This window comes from Candidatus Angelobacter sp. (genome assembly GCA_035607015.1).
Taxonomy (GTDB): domain Bacteria; phylum Verrucomicrobiota; class Verrucomicrobiia; order Limisphaerales; family AV2; genus AV2.
In genome coordinates, this window is record DATNDF010000323.1 from 1 (window position 1) to 16722 (window position 16722).

Below are 16722 nucleotides of genomic sequence, written 5' to 3' on the forward strand. Positions count from 1 at the left end.
GAACGTGGATCTTGCTCTTTGCGACACCCTTCTCCGCCACCGTCTGCAGGACTTTATCGCGGCTGCGGCGCAGTTCAGCGAGATAAAGCTTCCGCTGTTCGTCACCAAGTTCACAGTCCCGTCTTTCTTCTATGCGGTCGGGCAAATCTTGCGCGACCTGCCGCTTGAGGCGTCGCAACAGAAGCGGGCGAAGTTTTGCGGCCAGCTTGCGCCGCGCTATCCTCTGTGACCAGGCAGCATCTTCGCCACCCTTGGATTCGTAGGTCTCGTTAAAGTGATTCTGTGACCCGAGGTAACCGGGTTGGACGAAGTCCACAATGCTCCAGAGATCGAGCAATCGGTTTTCAAGCGGCGTTCCGGTCAGGGCGAGGCGCTGGTCGGCGCGGAGTTGCTTTACCGACTGGGTCACTTGTGCGGACGGATTCTTGATGAACTGCGCCTCGTCGAGGATGATGACGCGGAACTCGAATTTCTGGAGTGCCTCGAGGTCACGCCGCAACAGGGCGTAGTTCGTGACGATCAGATCGTGCTGGGGAATTTGTTTTCGCAAATTGTGCCGCGCCGCGCCACTTTCCAGCACCAGCACTTTCAAATGAGGCGTGAATCGCTCCGCTTCCCTGCGCCAGTTGTGCAACACGGACGCCGGGCAGATCACCAGGGCAGGCTTCGGACGCTTTTTATTCTGATTCTGGAGCCACGAAAGCCAGGCGAGTGTTTGCAGTGTTTTGCCAAGCCCCATGTCGTCCGCGAGAATGCCCCCCAATCTGAGGCGGGTAAGGTGGCAAAGAAAATTGAAGCCGTCTTTTTGATATGGCCTCAATTCGGCTTTGACCTGATCCGGCAGCGGTGTGGGCGCCACTCCATCGAATTCCGCGATCCGCTGGCGAAGTTTCTTCGCCTGCGAGTCGCCAAAGCGCTGCAGCGACGCCTCGTCGAGTTGGGCGGCGTGAAGCATCGCGACCTTTTGCGGCGTGTTGCTCAAACCATCAACGCCGAGGTCGGCCATCGTTTCGTGGGCGGCCTGGACGGCGCCCGCATCCAGTTGTATCCAGCCGCTGTCCGGCAGTTTTACGAAGCGCCCCGTGGCCGTTTGCAGCCGTTGGAGATCGGCCGGGGTCAGCTTCATTCCTTCCTGTTCCCACTCGGCGGAAACCGAGAGCCAGTCTATGCCGCTGCCCTGGACAATCAGTTTGGGACGCAGTTGCCGCTGCGAAAGGAACAATCGCTGAAAAGCGGGGTTGCCGAGATATTCGGCAGCTGGCCGGTCCGGCCAGGCCGCCGCCAGAACGTTGAGAAAATTTTCGTTCGCGTCGCCGACCCACAGTCCGGCCTCCGGAGTGAACCAGTCGAGTCGCCGCAACCACTGGGTCGCGGGGTCGAGCCGGGGGTCGTCAAGGATTTCCGGCTTTTCAACCTGGCGGCTGCCCGGGCTGGTGGACTGCCACTCGTGTCCGTTCCACTGCCAGACGCTCCGATCGCGTTCACTCATGGCGAGCAGGCGGAGGCGGATCGTGTCGTCATTCAATTCGAGGATGAATTGTGGAGTCGCGGTGTGAGCCACGCAAAGCTCCTCCCAACCCGCTCCATTCCTCGATCCGAATTTGCGCAGGTGCGTAAGCAGCCGATGGCTCAACTTCCTGACGGGCAAAGGCGGGCTTTGCGCCCATCGGCTCAGCAAATCCTGTGGTGGCGGATCCCTTAAAACATAAAGTGTATGGCCGAGCAGCGCCAGAGCCGGCGACCCCGCAAAAAACTGCGCCTGATCGAGCGAGTGATGTGTTCCGTCGGGAAGCGTGAGCCGATGTGTGAACACGAGCTCAGATCCGGCCGGCGCCAGGGCCAGGTGAGGTGTCAACTCGGCCAGCTGGCCATGAAACGATAGTTTGGCGCCATCAGTGTTCAGTTCCAGGCGCGACTGGTGACCCCAACGCGCCAGCCACTGCAGCAACTCGGCGCCGGTCAACACCAGCGGCTCGCCGTTCACCCTTCGTCCGCTATAGATTTCAGCCAGCCATTGTATGAATTGCCAGTCTTCAGGCGGAAAAAGCTCCTGCTCGTGGGTGGCGCGGGTTGTAAGTTCGATGATTTCTCCCAGCGATCGGGTTTTCTCGCCGGTGCGCGGCCGGGACAGGATGAATCCCACGCCCAATCCCCGCAAACCGGGCCGACGTTCGAGTGGGATGACTTCACACTGGACGCGCAACCCCGCGCGTGGGGCGTCGAGGTGCGCTGGTGTCGGCGGTAACATCCAGCTCTCCAATTGCTGGACGAACTTCTGTTCCTGCTCCGCCTGCTCGATTTCCGCGAAGCGCTCGAGATTGGCGTGCGGCAGCAACTCGGTCGGCAGCGGACGATTGGAGCGCAGAAAGAGCAGCGCCGTTTCTTCAAGCCGCGCCGTGCCCTGCGCGGCCATCAGACGGGGCCACCAGTCCTCGCCCGCGAAATCCTTCCGCGAGAGGGACAGACCCTCGAAATAATCCTCCAACAGCAGCCAGGCGCGTTGAGGGTCCGCGCAATGGGCGAAGTTTTGCAGCCGCTCGGCGCGTCCGGCGACGGCGGCCTTGGAATCGGCCAGCTCCCGCCGCAGATCGGCAAACGCGCCGTAGGTCTTTTCCAGCACGATGTTGTTGGCATCGTACTTTGCAGTGGAAATCGAACGCGGAGGATGTCCGTTTTTGCGTGAAACTCGTGCCATGTGCAAAACTGCCCGACTAGGGACTGTTATCTCGACATAGAATGGGCATTGGGGTCAATCAGAAACAGGAGGGAATCGAAGGACATCGCAGGAAGTCCGGCGGGGGATCACCACAAAGTTCGCCCGAATGGTTTGCCCGTTTGCGGGGCAATTTTAGACTTTCCCGATCCATTTGCGGTCTTCCCAGACCGCTTTCAAAGAGGTCAGGTTGCGACGGTCAAAAATGTTTCCGGCCATGGCGCCCAGCCGGCCTTTCTTCAGGTTTTTCCAGGCATCGCTGGCGCTGATGGCAACGAATTGCAAGACGCTCGGGTCGCGGTAGCAATCAATCATGCATCGCGTGCAACCGTCACGAATCAGTTTCGATTCATCCCATTCGTACACATTGCACATCGGCGTTTCCCAGAAATGACAGCGGTACAGGTTCAGGTTCCAGTCCAGATAGAAGTATTTGTGGCCGCCCAGACAGCCGAATTTCTCGGGTTCTTTGCGGAGATGCCGCTGCATCTCCTCCAGTGACTCGGTGGGGTTCACGACCGGATAACCGCTCCGCTTTTTCATCTGCTTGATTTTCTCGAACACCTGGATGAGTTCTCCGGTTTGATAGCTGACGAGCTTCGAGTCGCTAAAACTGAGGTAGCTGGAAGCCAGCGACGTCAGTGGATAGCTGAACGTGCAACTCTTGAAGCCCAGCTCGGTCAAAAAAGCCGGCAATCTGTCGTAGTCGTCTATCAGTTTGCTGGCGGTCACACTGGCCGTGGTTTGAACCCCCAGTTCATCAAAGACTGCATTCGCGCGCTGGATTTTCCGGCAAACATCCGGCAGCCCCCGATTCTTCTCGTGCTTCGCGACATCGTGCGAATCAATGGACATGATGACGCTGCTGAGGCCGTCGTTCGCGAGCGCCCGCATGTTTTCGTCCGTCCAAAGCGAGCCATTGGTGCAGATCATCGGGTGGATCCCGTGTCCGGCTGCGTAACGAACCATCGCCCGGATTTCCCTGTGCACGAGCGGTTCGCCGCCAACAAAAAGCAGATAACCGATGTGGTTCCTGGCCGCGATGTCGATGACATCGCATGCCTCCTTCAGCGTGACGCTTCGACGCTGTTTCGGATCGAACCGGTCCACCGCAAACCCGCAGAAATCGCACTTCGCGTTGCAGATGTTCGTGATGGCGAACTGGAGATAGCCCGGCCCGCCGTGATTGAGCACCTCTCGCATCAGTTTGAATACGCCCTTCCTCGGCCTGGCGACAGGCTGGGAAAAATCCGCGGCGGGGCGCGATGTTTCGGCGGCCGGAGGGTTGGCAGTCAGTGCGGCGATGCTCATTCGATAATCACCAGCATACTGCGGGCAAAACCTCGCGCGTGGCAATCATTTCTTTTCGTAGTTGGAGAACCGCCGCGCGTTTTGCCTGCCCGCCGCGGCAGCCGGCGCCGCGGGCCGAAAGAATCCTTGTCCCTTCATCTTCCTTCAGGTTCCCTTCTGGGTTGTCACCGATGAATACAGGTCTTCCTTGTTTCGTGCTGGTCGGGTGCGCGGCTTTTGTGGCTGTGATCTCGTCCGGACGCGCGGCCGACCAGCCGCAGTGGGGCCGGGCGTGGTCGCGCAACATGGTGTCTGACGAAAAGGGTCTGCCCGATTCGTTCGATCCGAAGACAGGGCTCAACATCAAATGGGTTGCCCGGCTCGGAACGGAAAGTTATTCCACACCCGTCGTATCGGGCGGCCATGTTTACATCGGCACCAACAACGGCGAACCGCGCGACCCTGGGCATCAAGGTGATCGCGGAGTGTTGATGTGCTTTGATGAAGCGACCGGAAAACTTCTCTGGCAGTTGGTCGTGCCAAAGCGCGAAGAAGACCCTTACTTCGACTGGCCAAAAACAGGCATGTCTTCCCCGGTCTCGGTCGAAGGGGATCGCGTCTACCTGACTGACAATCGCGGCGAAGTGGTTTGCCTTGACGCGGGCGGGTTGATGAACGGCAACGACGGACCGTTCATTGACGAGGGCGCGCACATGACCCCGCCCAAAAACTCCGGTTTGCCTCCCAAACCCGTTCCTGGCGCGCAGATATTCCCCGAGCGATTGCGCCCGGTGGACGGCGCGACCGTGCTCAAGCCGGGGCCGCTCGACGCCGACATCATCTGGCTTTTCGACCTGGTTTCCGAGGCGGGCATCTGGCCCCACGACGGCGCGCACAGCTCGGTTCTGATCCACGGAGACCTTCTTTATCTCAATACGGCGACCGGTGTGGACAACACGCACAAACGCATTCGCGCGCCGGATGCGCCCAGCCTCGTCGCGCTCGATAAAAAAACGGGTCGGCTTGTGGCGCGCGACGACGAACACATCGCCCCGGATATTTTCCACTGCACCTGGTCGTCGCCGTCGTTGGGAACGGTCAATGGGAGGGAATTGATTTTTTTCGCCGGAGGCAACGGGGTGGTTTACGCATTTGAAGCGCTTGGGAGGACAAACCCTGACTTGCCGGTCACAAAGCTGAAAAAGGTCTGGCGGTTTGACTTCGATCCGACGAGACCGCCACGCGACATCCACCAGTACCTGAGCAACCGCCGCGAAGGGCCGAGTAATATTTACGGCATGCCCGTCTTTTACCGAAACCGCATTTATGTGGCCGGGGGTGGCGACGTATTCTGGGGCAAGAACGAGGCATGGCTGAAATGTATTGACGCGACAAAGACCGGCGACATCACGACCAACGGCCTGGTCTGGTCGTATCCATTGCAAAAGCATGTCATGTCCACGCCGGCGATTTACAATGGTCTTGTGTTTATCGCCGACTGCGGGCGCGCGTTTCACTGTTTGGATGCCGGGACAGGCAAACCGTATTGGACCGCGGAGATCAAAGGAGAGGCATGGGCTTCGCCAATGGTTGCCGATGGGAAGGTCTATCTCGGCACGCGCAGCGGAAGTTTTTATGTCTTCGCAGCGGAGAAGCAAAAAAAGCTTTTGAATTCAATCGAGCTGGGCGATCCGATCAGCGCCACTGTTACCGCGGCCAACGGGGTGCTTTACATCGCGACGATGAGCAATCTTTACGCGGTCCAGAACGGAACGCACACGGATGCGGTCGGCAATTAACCCCCATGTCTGGAGGCTCGTGCCAGAAGACGGATTGTTTATGAAAAACAGACCCTTCTTTGATTTACCGGATCGGCTGCGAATGGCCGCGTGCGGATTGTTCGCGACCATTTCACTTCTCGTGGCGCCCGCGTGCGCCGCCGCAGCGGCAGGCAACAGTTCCTATTCGAAGTGGCCGAACGGACCGCCGTCGGACGCCGGCTTCTTCCCGATTGCCGTATGGTTGCAAGCTCCCGCCAACGCGGAGCGCTATCGCAAGGCCGGCTTCAACACCTACGTCGGTTTGTGGAAGGGGCCGACCGGGGAGCAGCTGGCCGCGCTGAAGAAGGCCGGGATGCGTTTGATCTGCGAGCAGAACGAGGTCGCGCTTCACCGCCTCGACGATCCGACGATCATCGGCTGGATGCACGGAGACGAGCCGGACAACGCGCAATCCCTCGGCAACGGCAAAGGATACGGCCCGCCGATTCCGCCGGAGAAGATCGTCGCCGGCTACAAACGAATCAAAGCTGCCGATCCCTCGCGACCAATGATGCTGAACCTTGGGCAGGGCGTGGCGTTCGACAACTACATCGGGCGCGGTGTCCGGCGTAATCATCCCGGGGATTACCCTGAGTATCTGAAGGGATGCGACATCGCTTCATTCGACATTTATCCCGTCAATCACGACAGCAAGGAGGTTGCCGGCAAACTCTGGTTTGTAGCTCAGGGCGTCGAGCGGCTGGCGAAATGGAGTGGCGGTGAAAAGATCATCTGGAATTGTCTCGAATGCACCCGCATCGGCGAACTGGACAAAAAGCCGACACCCCACCAGGTGCGGTGCGAGGCGTGGATGTCCCTCATCCATGGCTCGCGCGGGTTGATCTACTTCGTTCACCAGTTCAAACCGGCGTTTCATGAGGCCGCGTTGCTGGACGATCCGGAAATGCTCGCCGCCGTCACCGCGCTGAACAATCAAATCACCGGACTCGCGCCGGTGCTGAACAGTCGCACAATTCACGACGCTGTCACCGTGCGGTCCGAAAGTACGGACGTGCCGGTTGCCACCATGGCGAAGCAATACAAGGGAGCGACCTACTTGTTCGCTGTCGCGATGCGCGACGGTGAAACGACGGCGACGTTCAAACTCAGCGGCGTCGATGGCGCGCGAACCGTCGAGGTCATCGACGAGAATCGAAAGCTTGCCGTGACCGACGGGTCGTTCAACGACCGCTTTGGGCCGTGGGACGCGCACCTCTACCGGCTGCCGGCCAGGTAGCGGATCGAACTGCGCCTTTCCATCGGCGGACTCCGGTGTATCCTTACACCATCCACATGAGTTGCTTTCCAAAACCCTCGTAAAGCCCGGACGGGAAACGGTCCGGTGACATGATCCGACGCGATTACATCCTGCGGATGATCGAGGAGCTGGCGGAGGCGCTGGCGCGAATCCGTTCGCTCAAACAAGGCCGGCGCTGGGCCGAAGCGGGTGACGAACTGGACACGGAATTCAAAAAGCTCATCGGCCACGGCGCGCAGGAGGTCGCGCGGCTCTCGGAAACCGACCTGCTCGCGCGCCTCATGCAGGGCGGCCCGACGCATCTGGTCCGCGACAAAACGCTCATGCTCACGACACTGCTCACCGAGGCCGGCGACGTGGCGGCCGCCGAAGAGCGGATGGAAGAAAGCCGTGAGTGTTATCTTAAAGCGTTGCACCTGTTGCTCGACGTTCTGGCGCGACATGAGGCTTTTGAATGTCCCGGGTTTGTGCCCAAAGTGGAAATGCTCGTCGCGGCGTTGCGGTCAGCGCCGCTGCCCGTCCGGAGCGCCGCGATGCTGATGCAACATTACGAACGCACCGGCGAATTCGCCAAGGCCGAGGATGCTCTTTTCGCCATGCTCGACGCCGAGCCGGACAACCATGCCATCGTAGAATTCGGCATCACGTTCTACCAACGCCTGCTGGCGCAAAGCGACGCGACGTTGGCCGCCGCCAATCTGCCTCGCGCAGAAGTGGAGGAAGGGTTGAAACAACTTCAGGCCCGTGCTGAAGCCTGAACGGCTGCAAGCCCGACAGATGACAGGCCGAGAATGAATGTGCCATGAATGACGCCGCCGGCTTTGTGGCAATCCTTCGTGAAGCGGCGCATCTCGTCTGCGACGCAAAATACATTTTGACATACAATACGACACAACGTAGTCTGTTGTCGGATGAGCATAAAGATTTCAATAAATGCACCTGGCTTGGCGATTCAAGCTCACATCAAAGACGAGGCATTGCCCGAACTGCTTAAGCTAACTCAAGAATACCGCGAAGAAAGCAGCCCATTCGGCGAGTCACCATCCGGTGCAGTTAAATCACCGCCGGCCAATGCGTCTGGAGCGGCGAGTGATGATGTCGTGAGAAGCCTGCTAAAATCTCACGGGGCGGCCGAGTTGCTGAGTCTCGTAAAATGGGAAAGCTTCCCAGATAAAATCCTGCTGCTGGGAGCTTGGCATGAATCGCAGGGCGGCGGCACACCTTGGAGAAGCGCCGACATGGAAGAATTGTTCAAGCAGGCGAAAGAAAAGCCGCCTGCCAATTTTCCGCGCGACATTAAGCAGGCTATCAAATCCGCTTGGGTTCATCCGGTTACGCCTCGCACTTACACGATCACCGGAACAGGTTGGCGGAGAATAGGTGAAGCACTGCAGCGACTTCAAAATGGTTGATTATGGACGAGAGCATCCTGCGCTATGCATCACCTGATGAAGTTGTCCGGCTTGCCAAAGAGGCCGGCATGACAACGGGGCAAATTGTCAGGATTGTGAGCGGTTGCCTACCTTATCGGGAGGCTCTGAAAGTAGCGCATGACTATGCGCCGCTGTTGGAAATCTCGGTTTCCGAGTTTATGGAGCTGCGGAAGAACGAATGAAAGCGGGTCAAATCGCCTTGAGCCGAGTGATCAGCGTCTCACTGTAACCGTCCCGGCGCAACGCGGCGTAGTCAATTTTACCCTTCTCTCGTAAGAGCTTTTCCTTAACTGCCTTGAGCAGACGATCCCCCGCTTCCAAGCTTGCCTTGGAGTAGCTCTTCTTTTTCGGTGCGGATGCTGTCGTGCTCATCGTGGCGTTACATTACGCAATTTTGGCACAACCTTCAATCCCCAAGTTTTGGCGAAAAAACTCAAGCTGTCGCCGCTTTCGCCGCCGCCAAGTCGGTTCGCCGTTGCGCCATGCTCTTGAAGAATTCGTAGCCTTCGCGCAGGCGGCGGACGCAAACATCCTTATCCTCCAGCATCGTCTTGATGATGCGGAGAATCGGTTTCGGGCGCAGGTAATAGCGATGGTAGAAGCGTTCGACACTCTCGAAGATTTCGTCTTTGCTCAGGCCGGGATATTCCAATGAGCTTTGCTGGAAGCCGTCGCCTTCCACGAGGTCGGTCTTGTCTTTCTTCACGAACCAGCCGTTGAGTCTGGCTTGCTCGTAGAGTTCCGTGCCGGGATACGGCGCGGCGAGGGAAACTTGCAAGCTGAACACATCGAGTTCCTGTGCGAAGCGAATCGTTTGCTCGATGGTTTCCTTGGTCTCGACGGGCAGGCCGAGGATGAACGTGCCGTGAATCACCACGCCGGCTTTGTGGCAATCCTTCGTGAAGCGGCGCATCTCGTCGGTGGTCACGCCTTTCTTGATGCGCGTGAGGGTTTCATCGTTGCCGCTTTCGTAGCCGACGAGAAACAGCCGCAGACCGTTGTCTTTGAAACTTTTGATCGTGTCGTAATCGAGGTTCGCGCGACTGTTGCAACTCCAGTGAACACCAAGCGGGCCGAGCTTTTTTGCGATCTCGCGGGCGCGCGGAAGGTTCGCGGTGAAGGTGTCGTCGTCGAAGAAAAATTCGCGCACCTGCGGGAACAGCTTCTTCATGTAGGCCATCTCGTCGGCGACGTTTTGCGGCGAGCGGACGCGGTATTTGTGTCCGCCGATGGTCTGCGGCCAGAGGCAGAAGCTGCATTGCGCCGGGCAACCGCGGCCCGTGTAGAGGCTCACGTAGGGATGCAGCAGGTAGCCGATGAAATATTTCTCGATCTGGAGGTCGCGCTTGTAAACGTCGGCCACCCACGGGAGCGCGTCCATGTTCGGAATCATTTCGCGCTCGGGGTTGTGTTTGATTTTGCCATCCTTGTCCTTGTAGGAAAGGCCGGCGATGGTCGCGAGGTCGCGGCCTTCGGCGACTTCGGCGCAGGTGTAATCGAATTCCTTGCGGCCGACCCAGTCAATCGCGGGCGACGCCTTGAGCGTCTCGGTGGGCAAAACCATCGTGTGCGCGCCGATAAAACCGATCTTCGTGTCCGGTTTCTGCGCCTTGATGGCTTCGGCAACCTTGCAATCGTTCTTCAGCGATGGAGTGCTGGTGTTGATGATGACGTGATCGAAATCCTTCGCGATGGCGAGGCACTTCGCGAGGTCCACGTCGTGCGGCGGGCAATCGAGCAGGCGCGAGTTCGGCGTGAGCGCGGCGGGTTGCGCGAGCCAGGTCGGATACCAATAGCTGGTGACCTCGCGCCGCGCCTGATAGCGCGCGCCGGCGCCGCCGTCGAAGCCGTCGAAGCTGGGGGGGGACAAATAAAGTGTCTTGCTCATGGCTCAGCGCAAATTCAAAAAATAATTCTTCAAAGCGACGGCGGAAATGGCGAAAGAAACCAAAACCAGAAAGGCATAAACGAGGAAAAAGCCCCCGCTCGAAAAATCCTCCCTCGCCGGCTTGTGCTCTTTCCAATCAGCATAGAAAACAGGAGCGAGAGCAATCATGTTCATCCCAAAGCCAAAGGCCTGCAACGCACCGCGAAGATTAACTGATACGTGCAAGAGCAATGGTGCCAACGTCGCGACCGCTCCCACCAGCGCCGCCACTAATCCCGCCCTTTTCGATCCTAAGAGCTTTTTTACCCCAGTAATCACAGCTATTTCTTTCCGAGCTTCGCCAGCAAATCGTCGCGCTGCGATGTATCGCCACTGCCGCAGCCGTCGTTGGTTGCTGTGCCGGCCGATGCGCGCATCTGTTGAACGTAGAATTCCGTATCGGCGCCTTCGCGGGTGAGGCCGGCTGTCTCCAGCGCAGCCCTGGCCGGGGCCAGATGACCTTTGCCGATGGACGTGCCGTTGAAAACGGTTTTGACCAGTTCGGGGCCGCCGACGTACGGCTTCGGACGCGGCCCGAAGTTGTGTTTGAAATTCTTCCAGTTATCCGCGGCGTTGGCGTGCAGCGCGCCTGAAGGTTCAAAGCCCGAGTGCATCATGCAATTCTCGCAGCGCGGATCCCGACCGCAGCCCTTTTCATCGACGCCGTACCTGGTCCAGTCCACCTTCGCGAGCATTTCCTGGTAACCGTCATAGTGGCCGTCGGTCATGACATAACACGGCGCTTTCCAGCCGCGAATATTGTAGGTGGGGATCGCCCAGGCGCTGCAGGGCAATTCCCGCTTGCCAGCCAGGAACTCCAGATAGCCGGGTGTGCCGAAAATCGTGAACCGTTTACCCCAGTCCAGAACCTTCGCGAACTTCTGGCGCGTCATTTCGCGCGTCAGGAAGAAGTCCTTCGGGTCTTTGCCCAGGCGCTTGACCATGTCCTTCTTCGCGGCGTCGTAATCGTAGCCGGGCGAAATCGTGTGGCCGTCGCAGCCGAGCCACGAGAAGAATTTGAACATCGCCTCGATCTCATGCTCGTTCGTCTCCCGATAAACCGTCGTGTTGGTCGCGACCTGGTAGCCGAGAATCTTGGCCATTTTGATCGCCTCGACGCATTCCTTGAAAACGCCTTCGCGCTCGACGATAAGGTCGTGGGTGTATTCGAGGCCATCAATGTGGACGTTCCAGTACATCCATTTGCTCGGTCGAATGACGGCTTTTTCCCGGGCCGCCGCATCCGATTTGCGAATCGCCTCGGCGTCCTTTTCGGAGATCAGCTTTTCACCGAGCAGCTTGTTCAGCTTCGGCTCAAGGTCCCGCGAGTAGATCGCCGCAAGGTAATCCTTCATTTTCTTCCGCATGAACATGCCGTTCGTGCAGACGTAAACGATGCGGCCTTGCGCGAGAATCCCGTTCACCAGCTCCTCGATCTTCGGGTAGATCAGGGGCTCGCCGCCGCAGATGCTGACCATCGGCGCGTCGCACTCGGTGGCGGCCTGAAGGCATTTTTCCAGCGGCACCATGTCCTTGAGTGACGTGGAGTATTCGCGAATGCGGCCGCAACCGGTGCAAGTCAGATTGCAGGTGTGCAGCGGCTCGAGTTGCAAAACCATCGCAAACTTAGGGGTTTTGCGCAGTTTGTGTTTGATGATGTGGCCGGCGATTTTCGCCGACAGCGCCAGGGGGAATCGCATAGGGATTAGCGAGATTTTGCGAGAAGTTCGCCGGTGGCAACGGGGTCCGTCCCCGGCGTCGGAGCTTTGGGCGGGTCGGTCTGCATGAATCCCGGCAACAGAAACGTCGCTGGCGAAACGGAGCCGGTGGCGTTGATGCCGCTGCAGCCCGCGCCCAGAAGCGCAAAAGCCGGAAGGATTGCCAAGCGCAGCAATTTCCAATTTAATCTCACTTGGCCAGTATAAATCGGGTCAACATGATGGCAACAACTAATTCCGCGGCCAATAACCGCCGTCTGACCCCTGTACGGTGCGCCAACGACCGCTTTCGGCCGGGCGCGCAGTCGAGACGTTGGTGGTTGGGTCTCATCGGGTTGTTCATCGGGGGCTGGCTCTGTGTCGGTGAGGAGAATTCAGCCTTCGCCCGGCGGGCGGAGTTGAATTATCAGGCTGCAAAAAAACGGTTCCAAACCGCCACCAACGACATGGAGGCGGCCTGGCAGTTCGGCCGCGCGTGCTTCGACTGGGCGGATTTTGCAAAAAACGACGACCAGCGCGAGACCATCGCCAACGAAGGCATCGCCGCCTGCCGCCGGTTGATTGCGCGCGACGCTAAGTCAGCGGCGGCGCACTACTATCTCGGGTTGGATCTTGGCCAGCTCGCCCAAACGAAGACGCTTGGCGCGTTGAGGATCGTTCAGGAAATGGAGCGCGAATTCAAGACGGTGCGCGACCTGGACGTGAAGTTTGACTATGCCGGTCCGGATCGCAATCTGGGATTGCTTTATCTGGAAGCGCCGGGGTGGCCGGCCAGCATCGGCGACAAAACCAAGGCGCGGAGGCATCTGGAGCGCGCCGCGGAATTGGCGCCCAATTATCCGGAGAATCATCTCTGCCTCCTGGAGGCATATCTCAAATGGAATGATCAGAAAGGTCTTCGGCGCGAATCGAAGGTTGTTGAAGAACTCCTGCCTGTGGCCAGGAAGGAATTTACCGGTGAAGCCTGGGAACAGAGTTGGGCCGACTGGGACAAGCGGTGGCAGAAGGTTCGCGAGAAAGTGCGCGAACTGAAGAAGTGATCGGCCCGTTTGCCGGTTGACGTCATCGCGCCGAGTTCATTAACTGCCGGCATGAGATTTTCCGTTGTGGTATTGGTGGCGCTCCTTTGGTCGGGTTGCGTCACCAGGAACGCCGCGAAACCCACCGCAAAGCGTGGCGAAGGTGGAATGGCCGCAACGACGACCACTCCGTCCCCGGGAAGCGAGGATTCAAAGCCAACCGTCACACTCGATGAAACACTGCTTGGCAGAGTCGTTCGGATGGACCCTACCTTGCGTTTCGTGGTGATGGATTTTCCGGTGCTAAAGGTGCCCGCGGTTGACCAAAGATTAAATGTCTATCGTAATGGGCAGAAAGTCGGCGAGATCAAGGTCACCGGCCCCAGGCAGGAAACCGTCATCGCCGGTGACATCACGTCGGGAGAAGCGCAGGTGGGCGACGAAGTGCGGGCGGACTGAGCCGGGCGCGGTGCAGCTGGTCAGCTTCCCTCCGACCGTTCGGTTTTGACGTCGGCCTTCCTGTAGGCGTGCTTTTTCTGGTAAGGCGAGTGGAGGTTGAAATAGATCCCGCACAGAGGCCGGTCACAGTCGGTCTGACTGAGGATGATGGTCAGGTGGCGGTCGAGCGCGATGCCGTGGCGGAGGTGCGCGCCGCGGTTCAGGTAGGCCTTGATCGCCTTTTCCATCAGCCGCACGATCGACTCCTGGCATTCGTCGGGAGTCTTGTCGATGCACACGATATGCTTCTCATAAAGCTTCACCGCTTCGGCCAGCTCCGGCTTGAACATCTCGACCGTCAGATCCATGAGGTCAGAAGGTAAAGAGTCCGCGCACGAAGTGCAATAGGAGCGTGGACATCGAATTCGGGCGCATTCATGGGACTCTCACGGTTTTCTCGTCTGCGAGCGCGGACCGAACAGCGCCGTCCCGACGCGGATAATCGTTGCGCCTTCCTCGATGGCGACCTCGAAATCGCCGCTCATGCCCATGCTCAGGTGTGGCAACGGCGCGCCGAGGACCTGTTCGCAGCGCTGTTTGAGTTCGCGCAACTGGCGGAAAATCGCGCGCGCCTTTTCCGGGTCCTGTGTCCAGGGCGCAATGGTCATCAGGCCCTGGATTTCGAGACGTCTGAGGGCGTTGATTTCTTCCAGTTCATTCAGCAGCGCATCCGGTCGGTAGCCAAACTTGCTCGCCTCACCGGCGATGTTGGCCTCCAGCAGAACCGGCATGGTTTTGGCCGCTTGATCGCAGCGCTTGTTGATTTCCCCGGCGAGCGCCAGACTGTCCACGCTCTGGATCATCTCAAAAAAGTGAACGGCATCGCGGCACTTGTTCGTTTGGAGATGGCCGATCATGTGCCAGCGCAGCCGGCCCGGGCAGAGCGATATTTTTGCCTTCGCTTCCTGCATCTTGCTTTCACCGAACACATGCGGACCCAGGTCGGCGACCGCACGAACGGCTTCGGGCGGCTGCCCCTTGCTGACGGGCAGCAGCGTGATCGAGGACGGGTCACGTCCGGCACGGGCGCAAGCGGCTTCGATCCGCAGTCGGATCGCGTTCAGGTTTTCGGTCAGAGCCACGCTGGCACGATGAGACAACCTGGTGACGAAGACAAGGAGCGACGTGCGGATTGTAAATCCAGGTTTCAATCCTGTTTGAAGGATCTGCTCCCCTTCGAAACGTGACCAGGAACCCCGGCGGTCTCGCTCTTAGAAATGCGGCGCCAGTCACGAAAGGCTCATGCATCTGACTTGTGCATTCACATTGCACACGCAATGAAACCCCGCCCGGAATCAGAGAATGGACTGATTGGTTGTTTTGGAACCCGTTGAATTTGCGCTGTCGTCCGGCCTTCCGTTCAGGCTGGCACGAGGACTGCCAAGGAAATGTTCGCTCATGCGGCAACTGGATTATCCAGAGAAACATCACTTGAACTTCGCCTTTGGCTGGCTGGCGTTGGGCAACGTGACCGAGGCGAAGCTGGAAGCCGACCAGATCTCCTGGTTTAATCGGTTCCATCCTGAAGTGTTCCCGGTGCGATGGCGAATTCACGCGCGGTCGGAGGATTGGGAGGCGGCGCGGGATATGGCGCGCATATTCACGAAGATTTGCCCGAACCACCTTACTGGCTGGCTCTGTCTCTCGTTCAGTCTTTTCAAACTGAAGCGACCGTTCGACGCTTATCTGCAATTGCATCATCAGGCCCGGGCCTTTCCGAAAGTCAGCGCCATACCTTATTTTTTGGCCTGTTATTCGTGGGGGATGGGCGATTGCAAAGGCGCGGGAGAATGGCTTGCGCGATACAAACAAGCAGGTGGTGGAAAGCGAATCAGGTCCCGGATTCTCGATCATTTGGAGATCGTGCTGCATTCGGATGTCTTGGCTTCAGACGTTCCCGCCCCGGGAGAATCCGAGGGCGACGTCAAGATCCCTTTGTCATAATACGAAGTGTCTGACCGACTCGTGGGTTCGCCCCTTCCCTGTCTGAAGGGCTTTTCTTTTCGAACGGTCCCCGGCACTCCGTGGTGATTCAGGGTTTGAACCGCAGGGTTCTTGCCAACCCCGCCCGCAACCGATACAGTTCAACTCCTCGCGTCAAATTTGATTAAACGATTATGCCATCAGCGTTCCCGAACATCCCGAAGATACGATACGAAGGCCCGCGATCGAAGAACCCACTCGCGTTCAAGCACTACAACGCCGGGGAGATCGTCGAGGGCAAGCCGATGAAGGATCACCTGCGCTTCTCGGTCGTGTACTGGCACACGATGCGCGGCATGGGGGCGGACATGTTCGGCGTCGGGACGATGCAGCGCCCGTGGGAAGATGGCACGAACTCGCTCAAGATGGCGTTGAAGCGCGCGCCGGTTTTGTTTGAATTCTGTGACAAACTCGGCGCGCCGTTTTACGCCTTCCACGATCGCGACGTCGCGCCCGAGGGCAAAGACCTGCGCGAAACGAACCGGAACCTTGACGCCGTGGTGAAGGAGTTGAAGAAGCACCAGCGCGACACCGGCGTCAGGTTGCTCTGGGGCACCGCCAATCTCTTCACCAATCCCCGATTCATGCATGGCGCTGCCACAAGTTGCAACGCCGACGTCTTCGCCTACGCCGCGGCGCAGGTGAAGAAGGCGCTCGAAGTCACCCATGAACTGGGCGGCGAGGGTTATGTGTTCTGGGGGGGTCGCGAGGGCTACACGACGCTGTTGAACACGGACATGAAGCGCGAGTTGGACCATCTGGCGGCCTTTCTGCACATGGCGGTGGATTACAAGAAGAGAATCGGATTCAAGGGCCAGTTCTACATCGAGCCGAAGCCCAAGGAGCCGACCAAGCACCAGTACGATTCCGATGCCGCCGCCTGCCTGAATTTTCTGCGCGAATACGATCTGCTCAAACATCTCAAGCTGAACCTCGAAACCAACCACGCCACACTGGCCGGTCACACGATGCAGCATGAATTGGAGGTAGCCGCGGCCGCCAACGCGCTCGGTTCCATCGACGCGAATACCGGCGACCTTCTGCTCGGCTGGGACACGGACCA

The 16722-nt window shown here is 58.7% G+C and carries 18 protein-coding genes; 9 read left to right on the forward strand and 9 right to left on the reverse strand.

The window, feature by feature from the left end:
- Positions 1–2695, reverse strand: a 2695-nt coding sequence (locus tag VN887_12895) for a DEAD/DEAH box helicase (GenBank protein HXT40903.1), incomplete at its 3' end; no start/stop codon positions are given.
- Between the two features lie 153 nt (positions 2696–2848).
- A complete protein-coding gene (locus tag VN887_12900) occupies positions 2849–4024 on the reverse strand; it encodes a radical SAM protein (GenBank protein HXT40904.1) in 1176 nt (391 codons plus the stop codon).
- 170 nt (positions 4025–4194) lie between these two features.
- Here VN887_12900 and VN887_12905 point away from each other — a divergent pair, with 170 nt between their 5' ends.
- The 5 genes from VN887_12905 (at position 4195) to VN887_12925 (ending at position 8696) form a co-directional block, all read left to right on the forward strand.
- A complete protein-coding gene (locus tag VN887_12905) occupies positions 4195–5802 on the forward strand; it encodes a PQQ-binding-like beta-propeller repeat protein (GenBank protein ID HXT40905.1) in 1608 nt (535 codons plus the stop codon).
- Between the two features lie 40 nt (positions 5803–5842).
- Positions 5843–7060, forward strand: a complete 1218-nt coding sequence (locus tag VN887_12910; protein HXT40906.1) for a hypothetical protein — start codon at positions 5843–5845, stop codon at positions 7058–7060.
- Between the two features lie 110 nt (positions 7061–7170).
- A complete protein-coding gene (locus tag VN887_12915; GenBank protein ID HXT40907.1) occupies positions 7171–7839 on the forward strand; it encodes a DUF6483 family protein in 669 nt (222 codons plus the stop codon).
- Positions 7840–7992: 153 nt separating this feature from the next.
- Entirely contained in the window at positions 7993–8493 is a 501-nt protein-coding gene (locus VN887_12920) for a hypothetical protein (protein ID HXT40908.1), read from the forward strand.
- Between the two features lie 2 nt (positions 8494–8495).
- Positions 8496–8696 carry a hypothetical protein gene (locus VN887_12925; GenBank protein HXT40909.1) on the forward strand — a complete coding sequence of 67 codons (201 nt, stop codon included), beginning with the start codon at positions 8496–8498 and terminating at the stop codon, positions 8694–8696.
- Positions 8697–8703: 7 nt separating this feature from the next.
- Here the strand turns inward: VN887_12925 and VN887_12930 are convergent, their stop codons facing one another.
- From VN887_12930 to VN887_12950, 5 genes are all read right to left on the reverse strand, one after another.
- A complete protein-coding gene (locus tag VN887_12930) occupies positions 8704–8886 on the reverse strand; it encodes a hypothetical protein (GenBank protein ID HXT40910.1) in 183 nt (60 codons plus the stop codon).
- A 61-nt stretch (positions 8887–8947) separates the two neighbouring features.
- Positions 8948–10402 carry a hopanoid biosynthesis associated radical SAM protein HpnJ gene (hpnJ, locus tag VN887_12935; protein ID HXT40911.1) on the reverse strand — a complete coding sequence of 485 codons (1455 nt, stop codon included), beginning with the start codon at positions 10400–10402 and terminating at the stop codon, positions 8948–8950.
- 3 nt (positions 10403–10405) lie between these two features.
- Complete coding sequence (locus VN887_12940; protein ID HXT40912.1) at positions 10406–10720, reverse strand: hypothetical protein; 315 nt, start codon at positions 10718–10720, stop codon at positions 10406–10408.
- 2 nt (positions 10721–10722) lie between these two features.
- Complete coding sequence (locus VN887_12945; protein ID HXT40913.1) at positions 10723–12141, reverse strand: DUF3463 domain-containing protein; 1419 nt, start codon at positions 12139–12141, stop codon at positions 10723–10725.
- A 5-nt stretch (positions 12142–12146) separates the two neighbouring features.
- Entirely contained in the window at positions 12147–12326 is a 180-nt protein-coding gene (locus VN887_12950; protein ID HXT40914.1) for a hypothetical protein, read from the reverse strand.
- A 51-nt stretch (positions 12327–12377) separates the two neighbouring features.
- On the opposite strand from VN887_12950, the gene VN887_12955 reads away from it, so the two are divergent.
- Together VN887_12955 and VN887_12960 are read left to right on the forward strand one after the other, a co-directional pair.
- Entirely contained in the window at positions 12378–13199 is an 822-nt protein-coding gene (locus tag VN887_12955) for a hypothetical protein (GenBank protein ID HXT40915.1), read from the forward strand.
- Between the two features lie 51 nt (positions 13200–13250).
- Positions 13251–13637, forward strand: a complete 387-nt coding sequence (locus VN887_12960) for a hypothetical protein (protein ID HXT40916.1) — start codon at positions 13251–13253, stop codon at positions 13635–13637.
- Between the two features lie 20 nt (positions 13638–13657).
- Here VN887_12960 and VN887_12965 read toward each other — a convergent pair whose 3' ends face one another.
- Positions 13658–13984 (reverse strand): hypothetical protein, encoded by a 327-nt coding sequence (locus tag VN887_12965; protein HXT40917.1) that lies wholly within the window; start codon positions 13982–13984, stop codon positions 13658–13660.
- 78 nt (positions 13985–14062) lie between these two features.
- The gene (locus tag VN887_12970; protein ID HXT40918.1) at positions 14063–14758 is read right to left on the reverse strand and encodes a YggS family pyridoxal phosphate-dependent enzyme; all 696 of its coding nucleotides are present in this window, start codon (positions 14756–14758) and stop codon (positions 14063–14065) included.
- Positions 14759–15074: 316 nt separating this feature from the next.
- On the opposite strand from VN887_12970, the gene VN887_12975 reads away from it, so the two are divergent.
- Together VN887_12975 and xylA are read left to right on the forward strand one after the other, a co-directional pair.
- Complete coding sequence (locus VN887_12975) at positions 15075–15620, forward strand: tetratricopeptide repeat protein (GenBank protein ID HXT40919.1); 546 nt, start codon at positions 15075–15077, stop codon at positions 15618–15620.
- 173 nt (positions 15621–15793) lie between these two features.
- Positions 15794–16722, forward strand: a 929-nt coding sequence (gene xylA, locus VN887_12980; GenBank protein ID HXT40920.1) for a xylose isomerase, incomplete at its 3' end; no start/stop codon positions are given.